This is a genomic window from Epibacterium sp. ABV4_022 (assembly GCF_056159345.1).
The window spans coordinates 3,361,976-3,376,476 of sequence record NZ_JBSWVA010000001.1 but is presented as its reverse complement, the minus strand read 5'-3'; the positions used below and the strand labels follow the sequence as shown (position 1 = coordinate 3,376,476).

Genomic DNA, 14,501 nt, shown 5'->3' with positions numbered 1-14,501 from the left:
ACCGGTAGAGCTGCGATCCTAGAATTCGCCCGGCGCACATTGCAGGCAGATCAGCCCTGCTTCGCGCCAGGTGTCGACGACCGACCGGCGGTCATCGATAACGATCCAGGGTTCATACCCGTCGGCGCGCATCCGGGCGAGCAGGTGACGTTTTACCTCCGGGTCACTGGCCGCATCTTGCGCCTTCGGTCGCAGATAGATCGCGTCGAAATCCAGGTCGTTCCGCGTCAGCCAGCCTTCGGTTTCGGTCGACCATCCCTCTGGCCGCCCGGAGCAGATCACAATGGTTTCTCCAGCCTGTTTCAGGCGTCGTAGGAGGTGTCCCACAGGTGCGATCACCGCGGCATCTGCCATCGCCGCGTGAAAGCGATCCCAGTCCTTTACGTCACCGTGTACGAGCGGGCCGAGGGTCGCTGCATCAAAGGTTGCAAGGGTCCCGTCCACATCAAAAACGACACAAGGGGTTGCGGGGTCAGCTGGCATGTTGGATCTCCTGATGGGCAGTGCCGGTCCATGTGAAATGGATGGGAATGGCGTTGGCGGGGCGAGGGGAGTGTGATCCCTGGCCCAATAGAATGCGCAGGGCCCGGATGACGCCGGAATGGCAGACAATGACGGGCAGTCGGTCCTCGGCCTCGGCGCAGCAGGTGGCGATCGCCGTTGCAACGCGGTCGATCATGTCTGGCCAGCGTTCCCCTTGTGGGGGATGAGAGTCCCGTGGCGGCTGTTTGGACAGCGGTCGTCCTTCAAAAACGCCCCAGTCGCGTTCCCGCAAATCGGCGTTCACCACGAACGCCTGATCGGGGAAGCCCAGACGGCAGGTTTCCTGCGCCCGGGCCATCGGGCTGGAAAACACCGCAATCGGCGTGTCCCAGGTCACCAGACGCAAATCCCGGGCCTGCCTCCGGCCGGTGTCTGTCAGAGGGACATCCAGACGCCCGGCGATTATCCCGTCCCGGTTTGCGCTGGTCTCTCCATGGCGGATCAGGCAGAGCGATTTCTGCGGCAGCCGGTTGGTCATAGCGCGATGCTTTCATGCATAAAAATCTCTGCTCCAAGACCGTCCTCGATCAGATACTCTTCGGGGCGGGGGCAGAAGGCCGGGGCGAAGCGTTTCGCCTTGAGGCGCTGGAGCATCTTGATCTGATCCCCAAAGGGCGGATGTACATTCCATCGTTGGAAGTGCCCGCCGGGCACCGAACAGATGCCACGCGCATGTGCGGTCATATGCCCGGTAAACACCACATGCGCATCCTGTCCCAGGCGCCCGCTTTCGCGCCAGGCCCGCGCATATCCCCAGGCTGCACCACCATCCGCATTCGGAGTGTCGCAGATCAGGAAGCGCCCGTAGTCGTGATCGCTTGCGTGCAACAGCGGGGCGATGGCCTGCGCGCGTGGGCTGAGGCCATCACTGGCCAGCGCGGAACGCAGGGCAGTGCGGCATTCAGGGTCCAGCACCACCGCCTCCAGACCAAAGCGATCAACCAGATGCAGGGCGATTTCACCGGCGCGACCGGAGGGCGGCACCGGGAGCAGGATCTGTCCGGGCAGGCGGTCGATCAGCGCATCGAGTGCCGCAAAGCGCTCCACCTGGGTGATCGGGTCCAGATGATAGGAGCAATCCAGTATCGCGGTTGCGGCGGGTGGTGGGCTGTCAAAGGCAAACCAATGGGATTCCTCCGACCAGTCGCCAGAGTAGAACAGGCCATCGCCAATATCGAAATGCATCCAGACGCCACCGAGTGCATGCCCGTTGCGGCCGGTGGTCAGGCGGATGCCGTCGATCTCGGTCACGCCCCGTTCGGGCAGCGGGCGGACTTCGGCGGCGGGCGGCAGCGCCTTGGCCGTCTGCATCGTGGTGTAGATCGGCAGGTTGGCTTCGACCGCATAGGCGGCACCGCCGATGTGATCGATATGGTCATGCGTGATGAAGACCGCATCCGCGCCCTCCAGCCAGGCCGGATCAAAATGTGCGTTGGCCTCCGGACCGTGCCCACAATCCAGCAGCCAGACCTTGCCCCCGACCGTCAATCGCATGCAGGCGGGGCCTTTGTCGCCGATCCCCGACAGGACTTTGACTTCGTTCATTTATGCCTCCAAAAACGCCCAGGGGCTGCGCAGTGACACCCCAAGTTGCGCCCCTTCGGCATATCGTTCGCGGCTTTCCGCGAGCAGCTGGGCACCATCCGGTGTTTCCAGGTTGAGCCGGTAGCGACCGCCCAGATAGGTGCTGCGGGTCACGCGGGACCGCAGGTCACCTGTTTCGGAGAGGGTGATATTCTCCGGGCGCAGGCAGATCAGGTTCGGCCGGTCGGTATCGGTTTCGACAGCCACCCGCGCCCCGAGCAGATGCGCCACGGTCCGGGGGCCCGAGTGCGCGATGTCGTCGATCGGCAGAACCGTGCCTTCGCCGACAAAGCCTGCGACAAAGCGGCTGCGCGGGCGCTTGTAGAGCGCCTCGGGCGTGTCGAACTGGGCAATGCGGCCGTCGGACATCACCGCAATCCGATCCGCCATGGCCATGGCCTCGGACTGGTCATGGGTCACGTAGACCATTGTCGCGCCCGTGCGGCGGTGAAAGTCGCAGAATACGTCCTGCATGGACGCCCGTAGCGCCACATCGAGGTTCGCCAACGGCTCGTCGAGCAGCACCGCGTCCGGGGCGGAAACCAGGCAGCGGGCCAGCGCCACACGCTGTCGTTGGCCGCCGGAGAGTTCCGCCGGCATGCGATCACCAAAGGACGTCAACCCGGTGGCCGCAAGGGCTGCATCGGTCTCCCGGTTGCGATCCGCTCTGGACGCGCCGCGCACCTCCAGAGGGTAGGAGACGTTGCGCCGCACGGTCATATGGGGCCAGAGGGCGTAGGACTGGAACACAAAGCCGATGTTGCGGGCTTCGGGCGGCAGGGAATGATGGGTCTGCGCATTTGACACCTCGGTTGTGCCAATCGAGATCGCACCTGCGTCGGGATGCTCAAACCCCGCCAGCAGCCGCAACAACGTGGACTTGCCGCAGCCCGAGGGCCCCAGCAGGGCGACGAACTCTCCATCCGTGATCGAGGCGGTGATCGAGGCGAGCGCCGGGACACCGTCAAAGCGTTTTTCGACTGAGGTCAGCGTTATGTCTGCCATGGGACGACTCCTTTGGGCAGGCGGCGGGAGGCGAGCTGGACAACGCCCATCAACACCATCACCACCAGGACAATTGTCATGGCGAGGGCCGAGGCCATGACGGTCTCGCCACTGTCATCGAGATTGAAGATCATCACCCCCAGCGTTTCGGTTCCCGAAGACCACAGAAGCGCGGAAACCGTCAGTTCATTGAAGGCGGTGAGAAAGACCAGGATTGCACCTGCCGCCGCAGAGGGTGCGGACAGGGGCAGGATGATGGAGCGCAGGCGCTGCCAGAGCGTTGCGCCGACCGATTGCGCCGCTTCGTTCATCGCGGGATCAAGCTGGCGGAAACTGGCCTGAATGGGGCGGAACATCACCGTCATGAATCGCGCCAAATAGGCAAGGAAAATGATCCAGATGGTGCCGTAGAGCGTGGCCTCGGTGAAGGGGAGCTTGATCAACAGAAGGATCATGGCGATCGCCAGTACGACACCGGGCAGGGCGTAGGGCAGGTCGACAAGACTGTCAAAGATGCGCCCCAGTCGCGAGGGGCGCCGCTCCATCATCCAGGCCAGCGGCAGGCAGAGTGCCATCAGGACAAGCGCCGCGCCGAGCGACAGCGCAAAGGAATTGACAAAGGCACGGGAGGTGACCGGCTGGCGGAACAGGACTTCTCCCCAGGAGGACAGCGTCAGGGTGTCCAGGCTCAGCGGCACGCCATAGGCAGGCACCAGCGAGGTCGCCAGCAGGCCCGACATCGGCAGCACCAGGATGGCGCAGACAAACAGCCACAGGGCCGCCTCGATCGGCAGCCGCGCGCGGCCCAGGGGAATGGCAAGAGGCCGGCTGGCGGACCCCACCAGATGCACGGTCTGGCGCGAGCGAAAGAACCGGTGCAGCAGGATGCCGCAGATCGCGACAAGGCCGATCAGCATCGCCAGGGCGGCGACCTCGGCCAGGACAGATGTGCCGAGGCCGGCGAGTTTCTGATAGATCAGTGTGGGCAGGGTGGAATACCCGGCTGGAATGCCCAGCATCGCGGGAATGCCGAAATTGCCAAGCGCGGTCACGAATGTAATCGCGGTGCCTGCGGCAAGGCTGGGCAGGCACAAGGGCAGGATGATCTGCCGCCACAGGCGCAGCCCCCGCGCACCGCTGATGCGGGCGGCTTCGACGGCTTCCTGCGGAATGGAGCGCAGCCCGGCACGCAGGGTCAGGAACACGATCGACGTATGCTGGATGCCCAGCAGCGTGATGATCCCGGCAGGGGAGTAGAGCGGTTGCGGTGCGCCCAGAGGTGGCGCAATGCCCAAGGTCTTGAGCAGAACCGAGGACGGTCCCATGATCTGGGTCCAGGACAGGGCGGTGATCTGCGGCGGGATCATCATCGGGATCATCAGGCAGAACACCAGCGTCGCCTTTGCCCGCAGGTCCGTAAGCGCCACCAGAAAGGCAAACAGGCTGCCGATGACCACCGACACCAACGTGCCAAGGCCCGCGGTCACCAGCGAATGGAGCAGTGCCGTCTGGGTATTGTCCCGTGCCCAGATCTCGGACACGAGTGCAAGGCTGGCACGCCCGTCCACCGTGATGCCTTCGGCAAACAGTCGCAGCACCGGGGCGAGGGTGACCGTGATGGCGATCAGCAAAGCGACGTAAAGCAGCCGATCCTCGGATCGGCTGCTTCCATGGGTCTTGTTCGGCTGCATTAGTTGACGCCAAAGATCTCTGCGAATTTCTCTTTGTTGGCTTCGGCGTTTTTCAGCGCTTCTGCCGGGTCGAAGTCCATCAGCTTGATGGTGTCGCGCGCGGGGAAGCCTGCCGGCACGCCCATGTCGTTCCGGGCGGGGATATAGCCCATGTCCAGCACCAGGTCCTGACCGGCTTCGCTCAGGACGAAGTCCACAAAGGACTGCGCGGCCTCGACATTCTTGGCGGAGGACATGATGGCCACCGGCTCCGTCACATAGGAGACGCCTTCTTCGGGAAAGACGAATTCGACCGGCGAGCCTTCGGCCTTGTTGCGGATGGCGAGGAAATCCACCACCACGCCGTAGGGTTTTTCACCCGCGGCCACTGCCTTGAAGGTGCCGCCGTTGCCGCCCTGGGCGCGGGCGTCGTTCTCGGCCAGATCGCTGTAGTAGTCCCAGCCCAGCTTGTCGTCACCGGTCAGCGTTGCCAGGTGGATCAGCGCGGCACCCGAGTAGAGCGGCGAAGGCATGGCAACCTGCCCCTTGAGGGCCGCGTCGTTGAGATCCGACCAGGAGGCCGGCGCTTTTTCGGCACCGGTGTTGTAGACGATGCCCGTCGTGATCAGCTTGGTGGAGTGATAATATCCCTCGGCGCTGTGCAGGGCGGGGTCATAGGCGTCTGCTTCCGGCGATTTATAGGCGGTCAGCAGGCCTTCCTGCGCCATGCCTTCCAGCGTCACGGTATCGGCGATCAGAAGCACGTCGGGTTGCGGGTTGCCGGCTTCGATTTCAGCACGCAGCCGGGCGATCAGTTTGGTTGTCCCGTCCCGGATCCATTCCACTTCTGTGCCGGGATTGGCGGCCATGAAGGCATCAACGGTCTTTTGCGCATCCGCATTGGGCTGGGATGTGTAGAGCGTCAGGGTGTCGGCAAAGCTGGCGGAGGCAAAGCAGGCAAAGGCTGCGGCGGTTACGATGGATTTCATTGCAGTTCCCCAAGTTTTGGCTTTCGAACGAAATGTTTCGGTGGGTGCCTTATTTCGGAGCTATGCAAACCTAATGTGACAATATTCCTTATCTTCTCAATTTTTCTTGGCAGAATTGCCTCGGGCGAGTAGATTCGATGGATGTCAATAAACTTTCGAAGGAAAGCCAATGAAGCGGGATGATCTGAACATCCGCCGAGATCGCATAATTGCCCTTCTCACCGAGAACCAAGAGCTGTCGGCACGTGATCTCGCCGCGCAGCTCGGGGTGTCCGTTCAGACGATTCGCGCTGATTTGAGGGATCTTGACGCCGCGGCGCTGGTGCAGCGTCGCAACGGGGCGGTGCGGTTGCGCCAACAATCGGAGAATATCGCCTATCTGCCGCGGGTCGGTGCCTCGCGGCTGGCAAAGCAGCAGATTGCGCTGGTGGTGAAGAACCTGGTCAAGGACGGCGCCCGGGTGGCGCTTGGCACCGGCACCACGGTCGAGCAATGCGCCCGCATGCTGGCGATCCGCCAGAACCTGTTTGTGGCGACCAACAGCATTCACGCGGTTCATGCGCTGCAAAATGCCCCGGGCGCGGTGGTCGAACTGGCCGGGGGCACAGTGCGCCTGCGGGATCTCGACCTGATCGGGGCCGCGAGTGCCGGGTTTTTCAGCCGCTTCCGGATGGAACAGGCGATCTTCAGCTGTGGGGGGCTCTCCGAGGGGGGGGAGGTGCTGGATTACAATGCGGCAGAAATCGTGGCGCGACAATCGATCACCGAATGCGCGAGGGAGCGGATCCTTGTGGTCGACAGTGCCAAGTTCGGACGCGATCTGCCGTGCAGAATGGGACATGTCTGGGAGTATGAGGTGGTGGTGACCAACGCCCCGCTCAGCGCCGACATCCGCGACAGATGCGCGGCCACCGGCTGCCGCATCATCGCGGCGGAGGGAGAGTGACCCGACCCCGCGGTGTCACAGGGGCGGGCTTGGTCAGAAGGCGCCTGCCGTTGTGGCGGCAGACGCGATGCCGGAGCCGAACAGCGGATCAGGGCAGCTGGCGCAGAAGTTCCGGCGAAGGGTCGCCCGTCACCGGCATGCCGGTGCGCTGCTGAAAGGCACGCAGCGCGTCTCGGGTGTTGGGTCCGATCACGCCATCTGTGCCTCCGGTGTCGAACCCGGCGGCTGTCAGCTTGCGTTGCAGGGCAATGCGGTCATCCTTGGTCAGCCCGTATTGATCCGGCGGGAAGCTGCCCCGGAGCGGCGGGCCTCCTGCGATGCGATCCGCAAGATGCCCCACGCCGATCGCATAGGCATCAGAGTTGTTGTAGCGTTTCAGCGCGCGGAAATTGGCGGTAACGGAGAAGCTGGGGCCGCCCTCTTGCGGCTGGATGCGGGTGCCTGGGGGCGCACCCGGACCGGCCTCGCCGCCCCAGGGCAGGCCCTTTTGCCAGCCATTGCGCGCGAGATAGGCCGCCGTTGAGGCCAGCGCGTCGCTGGGGTCCTCGGACCAGATGTCGCGGCGTCCGTCGCCGGTGAAATCGACAGCAAAGGCGAGGAAGGACGTCGGAATGAACTGTGTGTGCCCCATGGCGCCGGCCCAGCTGCCGGTCAGGTTGCGGGCCGACACGTGTCCAGCTTGCAGAATTTTCAGGGCCGCGATCAACTGGCGTTCGAAAAACGCCCCCCGGCGCCCATCGTAGGCCAGGGTGGAGGTTGCGGAGATGACCGGCACATCGCCGCGGCGTTCCCCGAAAAAGCTCTCAAGCCCCCAGACGGCGGTGATGATGTGCGCTTCCACGCCATATTGCTGCTCGATGGCGCGCAGGGTGCCGCGATGACGGGCATAGGCGGCGCGGCCCTTGCTGACCCGTTCCTCCGACACGGCGATGGACAGGTAGTCTTCGAGGGTGCGTTTGAATTCGGTCTGGTTGCGGTCGCGGTTGACCACGCCCGGCAGGTAGCCGGTCCCCCTGAAGGCGGTGCGCAGAAGGTCCTGGGAAAAGCCCTGACGCGCCGCCCGCTCCTGAAAGGACGCGACCCATCTGGCATAATCCGCATTGCGGACCGGGCGCAGGTCATCGGGCAGCGGTTTTGGTCCACCCGGTTGCGTTTCGACGGTTGCGCCGCAGCCTGCCAGGCCGAAAGCGGTTGCCAGTGCCCCGAATTGGCGCCGGTTCATCGACATGTGTCACCTATTTGTTTTCTGTCCCTGAAGACAGACAATCATACAGGCGGCAGGGGATGTCACGCGAATGTCGGCGCGGGCGCCCTGTGGTGCATAATTCGGCTCATGCGCCTGAGGGCACCGGCGCCCTCAGGGCTGTTATTGCTCGCGGAAGGCACGGGACATGCTGTCCCGCACAGGTTTGATCAGATATTCAAAGAACGTCCGTTCCTCGGTCTGGATCATGACCTCCGCGGGCATCCCCGGCACCGGTACAAAGGCGCTGGCCCGTTCATACTCTTCCGGGGGGAGGCCGATATGGGCCACATAGACCTCGCGGGAGGTGCCATCGGAGGTGTCGGTGATCGAGTCCGCAGACACGTACCGCACCCGGCCCGTCAGCACCGGGGTTGTGCGTTGGTTCAGCGCCGAGAGCCGAATGGTGGTGGCTTGCCCGAGGGTAATACTGTCGATGTCGGTGCGGGGAATGAGCGCCTCGATCAGCAAGGGCGCATCAGCGGGCAGGATTTCTGCGATCGGCTTGCCGCTTTCGATCACGCCGCCTGCACTGTGGTAATACATCCGGACCACCGTGCCACTCACCGGTGCGATCACGGTGGAGCGCGACAGCACATCCTGTGCCTTGCGGGATTGCTCCCGGATCGAGTCCAGCTCGGCCTGGATCGCCTGCAATTCGTCCAGCGCATCCTGGCGCCGATCCGAACGCAATTTGTCGATCTCCAGCTCGAATTTCAGGCGGGCGCGCTCGATTTCGGCGATTTCCGCCTCGAGACGCGCGATATGGCCGTTGGTTTCCAGCACGGCGCGGTGAACCGAATTGTACTCGGGGCGCCGGATCAGGCCACTGTCGAGGAGCTCCTGTTTGTCTTCGAGTTCCTCATCAAGGCTGATGGCGCGTTCGCGATAGGCGTTCAACTGCGCCGCATAGCCCTCGCTGCGTATCACCAGCGAGTCCATGCCGTTGTGCAGAATCGCAAGCTCACTTTCCTGAAGCCGACGCGCGGAATCGAAGGTCAGGCGCTGGTCGGCAAGCAGATCGGTCACCTCGGCGTTTTCCGACGCAAGCCGCAAGAGATTGGGCGGAAAACTGACATTGCGGTCGGCGCGATACTCGGCGCGGACACGGGCTTCGGCGGCTTCCAGGCGTGCACGGCGCAATTCGAGCTCACGGAGATCCGCCTGCGCCGCCGTCTGGTTCAGTTGGATCAGTTCATCGCCCTTCTGCACGCGATCACCTTCCGACACCAGAATGTCGGCGATGATCCCCCCCTCCAGGTGCTGAACGATCTTGTTGCGGCCGGTGGCGACAAACGACCCCTGCGAGATCACGGCGGCGGCCAGCGGGGCGCGGAACGCCCAGGCACCAAAGCCGCCGAATGCGGTCACGAACAGGGCAATGCCAAAGATGGCGTGCTTGCGGATCGAGCGCGGAACCTCGTGATGCCATTCCTGAATGTTGACGCTGTCAGTCATCACTGATGTCCCCCGTTGGGAGCGGCGCCGTTATCGAGACCGGGCGCCTGTCCTTGTTGAAAGCCCGCCAGCTGCTTCAGGACGGTGTCGCGGGCACCGATCATGGCCACGTTGCCCCCGGATAGAAGCATGATCTTGTCGACGGTGCCCAGCAGTGTCGGTTTCTGCGTGATGACGACCACCGTGATCTTGTTGCGTTTGGCGTGTTCGATGGCGCGGGCCAGGGCCTTGTCGCCTGCCACATCGAGATTGGAATTCGGCTCGTCGAGAACCAACAGGCGCGGATCTCCAAAGAAGGCCCGGGCCAGCGCGATGCGCTGTTTCTGTCCCCCCGACAGAGGAGAACCATCCGCAGCCACCATGGTTTCATAGCCCTGCGGCAGCGATGCGATCATGTCGTGCACATCGGCCAGAACCGCAGCCCGATGGATTTGCTCATCCGTCGCATCCTGGCGCATGCGGGCGATGTTGTCCTTGATCGACCCGGGAAACAGCTGAACATCCTGCGGCAGGTAGCCGATGTTTTCGCCCAGCTGGCGCGGGTCCCAATTGCGCAAATCCATCAGGTCGAGGCGCACGTTGCCTGAGGTCGGCAGGATCGATCCCACAAGCATCTTGCCGAGGGTCGTCTTGCCGGCGCCCGAATTGCCGATCACCGCCAGCGTGTCTCCGGGATCAAGCGAGAAGCTGATGGCGTTCAGCACCACCTGCTTGGTGCCGCCCGGCACATAGAGCAGCCGTTCCACATCGAGCCGACCTTCGGGCTGAGGCAGCCAGAGCCGCTCGAACTGGAAGCCGGACCGGGTCAGCAGCTGGGCAATGCGCCCATAGGCCGAGCGGGAGAGCAGAAAGGCGTTCCAGCCTTCGATCGCGCCCTCCACCGGGGCCAGGGCGCGGCCGGCGATGATGGAGGCGGCGATCACCATGCCGCCGGTGATTTCGCCCTGAATGGCCAGATAGGCCCCCCAGCCGAGCATCCCCACCTGGGTCAGCAGTCGCACTCCGCGCGAGAAGGTCGCGGAGATCACATTGCGGTCCTGCGCGCAGACCTGAGCCGTGAGTGAAGCGGCTGTGTCCCGACCCCATATGGTGACCGCTTCGGGGATCATCGCCAATGCATTGATGATCTGGCTGTTGCGGGTCATGGAATCGAGATGCAGGTTGGCCCGTGACTGGGCCTGGTTGGCCTGCGCAAAGGGCTTTGCCGTGAGCCTCTGGTTGATCACTGCGATCACCAGAAGCACGACCGCGGTCGTGATCACGATAAATCCCAGGTGGGGATGCACGAGAAAGATGGCCAGCATGAAAAGCGGCGCAAAGGGGACGTCGAGGAAGGCCATCAGGGTGCCTGATGTGAGGAAACTGCGCACCTGCTGCAAATCGCCAAGGGCCTGATATTCCCGGCCGGAACTGTGCAAGGAGGCATGCGCCGCCGCGCTCAGGATCGGAGCGCCCAATCTGGCGGCGACCTCGACGGCGGTGCGCATCAGCATGAAGCGGCGGACCGCATCAAAGACCGATTGCAGGACCACGGCGGCGGCGATCACCAGTGTCAGCATGATCAGCGTGTCGACGGAGCGGCTGGTCAGAACGCGGTCCGAAATCTGGAACAGGTAGATGGGGATTGCCAGGACCAGAATATTGGTCGCACAGGTCATCAACATCACAAAGCCCATGTTGCGGCGGACGGCGACCATGCCCTCCCGCAGGCTCTTTTCAAAATTCTGCGGACCCAGCCGTCGGTGAAACCGGGCGCCGCCGTTACCGCCGCCGCCGCCACCGTTGCCTGACCCCCCAGCGGGGGGCTGCGGTCCGCCGGCTTTGGTTGCGGGGGGGCGCGCGTTGGCCCTCGCTTCGAGCGGCGGCGTGCCGAACCCTTTGACCATCGGATCCATGCGCGCTTCGTCCTCGGTGCGGCGGGCTTCTTCATCGCGCCGGGCTGTTTCCGGCGCAGATGTGTCGGGGTCCGGGACGGCGGATGTGGCCGCGGAGTCCGGTTCTGTGGCCGCGACCGTCGTCTCCGGCCCTGGTGCTGTTGTACCGGGTGCGGGTGCTGGGTCGGCCTGGGGCGCGCCCTCTGGTGGCGCGCTGAGGCTTGCGTCGGCGGGCGCCGTGCCAGGCGCCGAGCCCGCTGCTGTGTCCGCCGTTTTGTCCGTGGGAGCGACGGTTTCGTGCTGGGATGTTTCCACCGGTGCGGGCGCACCTTCAGCGGGGGAGCTGGGGGCAGTCCCGGCGACAGGCTCGGGCGCATGCTGCGGAGCGGTGTCCGGGCCTGTGGCAGTTTGATCTGGGTTTGGGTCTGGGGCGGGCGCCGCGGGGCGCGCATCGACAGGTACATCCGGAGCATCGTCATCGCGTGTGCCGGTTGACGTGTCGCAGTTTCGCGCCTGGTCGGACAGATCCGCAGGCGCTACATCGCCCAGATCGCGCAGGGGCTCTGGCACAGGGTCGCCCGCGGCGGCAGGTGGGGCCTCGGCCTGCGGCTGCAGTGCGCCGGGGCCTTTTGCCGGTGGCGGGCAGGGGGCGGTTTTTGCCTTGTCCTCAGGGGCGTCGCGCTCCTGCGGATTTTCCAGCTTCCATGTGTCCCGAAGCTTCAGCGGGAGCGGGGTCGGCGGCACCGGCGAGCTGTTCAGCGCCAGGGCGGAGGTGTCGCTTGCGGGGACGGGCCTGCCACCGCTCTGGACAAGGGACGAGGTGGCTTTTGCCTGCCACTCCCGCATTTCGGGCATCGAGTCACAGGCCTTCGCTTCGGCCGCGCCGCTGTTTCTGAAAATCTTCACTTTTCCCCCCGTAAGTCCCTTACTGTCTTTAGGCGAGCATTGTCTGCATCACGTCGCTATGGATCGGTCCATCCTGCGCGATGGAGGTCTCTCCGACGCTTATGTCCTCGGCGTTGCTCGGTTGTGTGTTGAGATCGTCAGACAGAAACGCGACGGCTTCGCTGGCCAGCCCGTCGATGCTGTCGGGTGCGAGAAACACGTCCGTGGGCGGCAGATCCTCTGCGATCAGGTTGGCTTGATAGAGGACGGCATCTGAATAGACCTCGCCCCCAGCAAAGACTTCGGACGCCATGCCCACATCAATCAGATGCGCATCATTCACCGCGGCATTGAGGCCGGCGTGAATGGTGGTTCCGAGACCGTCTTCGGCGCTCCCCGCGATCAGATCGCCATCCGACAGGATGTTCAGTTGCGAGAGCAGATGCACATCCAGAAGGTCGCCGTTGATATAGAGCACATTGAGCACGGGCTGAGATTGCAGGGCGCTGTTGCCGATCAGGGGCGACACGTCGGACCCGCCCGCGCCAAAGCTGTCCAGCACCGACTGGAACGTGGCCGTCATCCCGCTAAACGTGTCCAGCGCTGTGTGGGTGATCGACGCCGAGTTCATCAAGGCATTGCCGCCCGTGCTGGTGTCCGACGCTGCGGATGTGGTGCCGTCCGTGGAAAACAGCCCGTCTCCGGTCCCGCCCGGCAGCACATCCTGGGGGGCGCCGCTGGCGAAGTAGTCCCAATCCAGGACGATATTGGTCTGCTGTACAATGTACTGGGAGATCATGTCGCCTCCCACCAGGATCAGATCGAACCCCATCGCCTGAGAGAACAGCGCGTTGGTATTGAGCAGCATATTGCCGCCGAGATCGATCCAGCTTTCGGTGGTGGAGGTGGTCACCTGCACGGCATCATCGTCCACTGCCGAGTTGATCTGACGCGTCCAGCTGAAGTTGATGAGGTCACCGTCGATGGTGGAAACCGCAACCATGCCGGGGGCGGGGCCGCCTCCTGCGGGGCCGGTTGCTGGGGCCGCGGGCTGGGCGCCCGGCAGGCTGGGCGAGCCGCTGAACGCGGCGCTGTTCTGCAAGAGGTTCTCTGCACCGGGCGAGGCTGAATCATCCAGCAGCACGTTGACCTGACTGATCATGTCAAAGCTGGCAACGCTCCCGGCCACGGCAATGACTGGCGCGTCGACGCCCCCCGTGACGCTGGAGGCCGCATTGATGGCAACATTGCCGCCCGTCACCACGGTATGAGCGGCGGGGGAGGCCGTTGCCGTCTCAGAAGGCGAGACCGGGTCCGTTTCGGTGTCCGGCGGCGTTGTCGTGGCGATATCCTCCTCGGGCAGCCCCACAACTCCCGAGCCTTCGATTGCCGTACCGGGCTGGGTGGCGGAGGAAGAGGCTGTCGTGGTGCCCGCCGTGGTTCCGGCCGAGGTCGTCGTCGCGCTCTCTTCGTCGTCATCTTCTTGAGGCACATCCGGAAGCAGCTCTGTCCAGACGGGCAGCTCCTCATGCTCGACCCCGTTGACGGTCACGATCTGTGTGTCGCTTCCGGTGGCAAGGTGGATCGAGGCGCCATCCGCTGTTTCGATCTGCGCCTCGGCCAGGGCAACAAGGGTTTCAACCTGGGCTTCTATTTCGAACACGTCCATCTCTGCAAAGGCCGAGCCATCCGTGAGATCCAGTATCTGGAGGGCTTCGGCGCTTGCTTTCAGCTCCTGCATCAGCTGTGTCTGGACGGTGTTCCAGGCGTCCTGGGTGGCAGGGTCGATGTTGATGGTGTCACGATCCGAAAGATGGTTTTCCTGCCAGGTGAAGTGGATGCTGCCGCCGGGCGGCGGCACCTCGAGCACGAACGGGCCGGAAATCGGTGCGGGGCCGGCCGCGACGATTGCCTCTCCGGGCAGGTCCGGGGCGTCCGGGATCATGGGGGCTTTGACCTGCGGCAATCCGATCTCAGCGGAGACCGCCGTGGCCACCGCCGCCTTGTGCAGCTGTGCATGCGGATTGTGGACGAGGGGGTCGTGGCCTTCGGGCGAAAAACTGATGTCCCGGTTTGTGCTGTGTGAAATCAGGGGATCAAGGTCATTGGACGTTTCGGCGGCCTTGAAGCTGTCGTAATCCAGCCGTCCGCGCGCTGTTTCCGTCACGAGCTGAAAGAGCCCGATGAAATATGCGATCGTCTCTGTGACCTTGTCGAGTAACATCGCAACAATACCATACACTGCCGGATAATTCGGCGACTAAGTCGGCACGCGCGGGACCCGCGCGTGCCGGTTTTTTCTGC

The 14,501-nt window shown here is 63.9% G+C and carries 11 protein-coding genes; 1 reads left to right on the top strand and 10 read right to left on the bottom strand.

Annotated elements, in window-relative coordinates; all coding sequences use genetic code 11:
- Positions 1 to 18: 18 nt before the first annotated feature.
- Genes ACXAF5_RS15940 through ACXAF5_RS15915 form a run of 6 tightly spaced genes read right to left on the bottom strand, consistent with a single transcriptional unit; the run spans position 19 to position 5,791 of the window.
- On the bottom strand, positions 19 to 483 hold the full coding sequence (locus ACXAF5_RS15940) for a phosphatase domain-containing protein (protein ID WP_474947349.1): 465 nt from the start codon (positions 481 to 483) through the stop codon (positions 19 to 21).
- Positions 473 to 1,021, bottom strand: coding sequence for a histidine phosphatase family protein (locus ACXAF5_RS15935; RefSeq protein WP_474947348.1), 549 nt, complete (start codon positions 1,019 to 1,021; stop codon positions 473 to 475). The genes ACXAF5_RS15940 and ACXAF5_RS15935 overlap by 11 nt, the downstream gene beginning before the upstream one ends.
- Positions 1,018 to 2,088 (bottom strand): MBL fold metallo-hydrolase, encoded by a 1,071-nt coding sequence (locus ACXAF5_RS15930; protein ID WP_474947347.1) that lies wholly within the window; start codon positions 2,086 to 2,088, stop codon positions 1,018 to 1,020. Before ACXAF5_RS15930 ends, ACXAF5_RS15935 begins: the two co-directional genes overlap by 4 nt.
- Positions 2,089 to 3,132, bottom strand: coding sequence for an ABC transporter ATP-binding protein (locus tag ACXAF5_RS15925; protein ID WP_474947346.1), 1,044 nt, complete (start codon positions 3,130 to 3,132; stop codon positions 2,089 to 2,091).
- The gene (locus ACXAF5_RS15920) at positions 3,120 to 4,823 is read right to left on the bottom strand and encodes an ABC transporter permease (protein ID WP_474947345.1); all 1,704 of its coding nucleotides are present in this window, start codon (positions 4,821 to 4,823) and stop codon (positions 3,120 to 3,122) included. The genes ACXAF5_RS15925 and ACXAF5_RS15920 overlap by 13 nt, the downstream gene beginning before the upstream one ends.
- A complete protein-coding gene (locus ACXAF5_RS15915) occupies positions 4,823 to 5,791 on the bottom strand; it encodes an ABC transporter substrate-binding protein (RefSeq protein WP_239366991.1) in 969 nt (322 codons plus the stop codon). The genes ACXAF5_RS15920 and ACXAF5_RS15915 overlap by 1 nt, the downstream gene beginning before the upstream one ends.
- Before the next feature lie 169 nt (positions 5,792 to 5,960).
- On the opposite strand from ACXAF5_RS15915, the gene ACXAF5_RS15910 reads away from it, so the two are divergent.
- Positions 5,961 to 6,737: a DeoR/GlpR family DNA-binding transcription regulator gene (locus tag ACXAF5_RS15910; RefSeq protein ID WP_474947344.1), complete on the top strand. Its 777-nt coding sequence runs from the start codon at positions 5,961 to 5,963 to the stop codon at positions 6,735 to 6,737.
- An 88-nt stretch (positions 6,738 to 6,825) separates the two neighbouring features.
- Here the strand turns inward: ACXAF5_RS15910 and ACXAF5_RS15905 are convergent, their stop codons facing one another.
- From ACXAF5_RS15905 to ACXAF5_RS15890, 4 genes are all read right to left on the bottom strand, one after another.
- A complete protein-coding gene (locus tag ACXAF5_RS15905; RefSeq protein WP_474947343.1) occupies positions 6,826 to 7,965 on the bottom strand; it encodes a lytic murein transglycosylase in 1,140 nt (379 codons plus the stop codon).
- Positions 7,966 to 8,103: 138 nt separating this feature from the next.
- Entirely contained in the window at positions 8,104 to 9,438 is a 1,335-nt protein-coding gene (locus tag ACXAF5_RS15900) for an HlyD family type I secretion periplasmic adaptor subunit (protein WP_474947342.1), read from the bottom strand.
- Complete coding sequence (locus ACXAF5_RS15895; RefSeq protein ID WP_474947341.1) at positions 9,438 to 12,218, bottom strand: type I secretion system permease/ATPase; 2,781 nt, start codon at positions 12,216 to 12,218, stop codon at positions 9,438 to 9,440. The genes ACXAF5_RS15900 and ACXAF5_RS15895 overlap by 1 nt, the downstream gene beginning before the upstream one ends.
- 28 nt (positions 12,219 to 12,246) lie before the next feature.
- A complete protein-coding gene (locus ACXAF5_RS15890; RefSeq protein WP_474947340.1) occupies positions 12,247 to 14,421 on the bottom strand; it encodes a hypothetical protein in 2,175 nt (724 codons plus the stop codon).
- Positions 14,422 to 14,501: the final 80 nt, after the last annotated feature.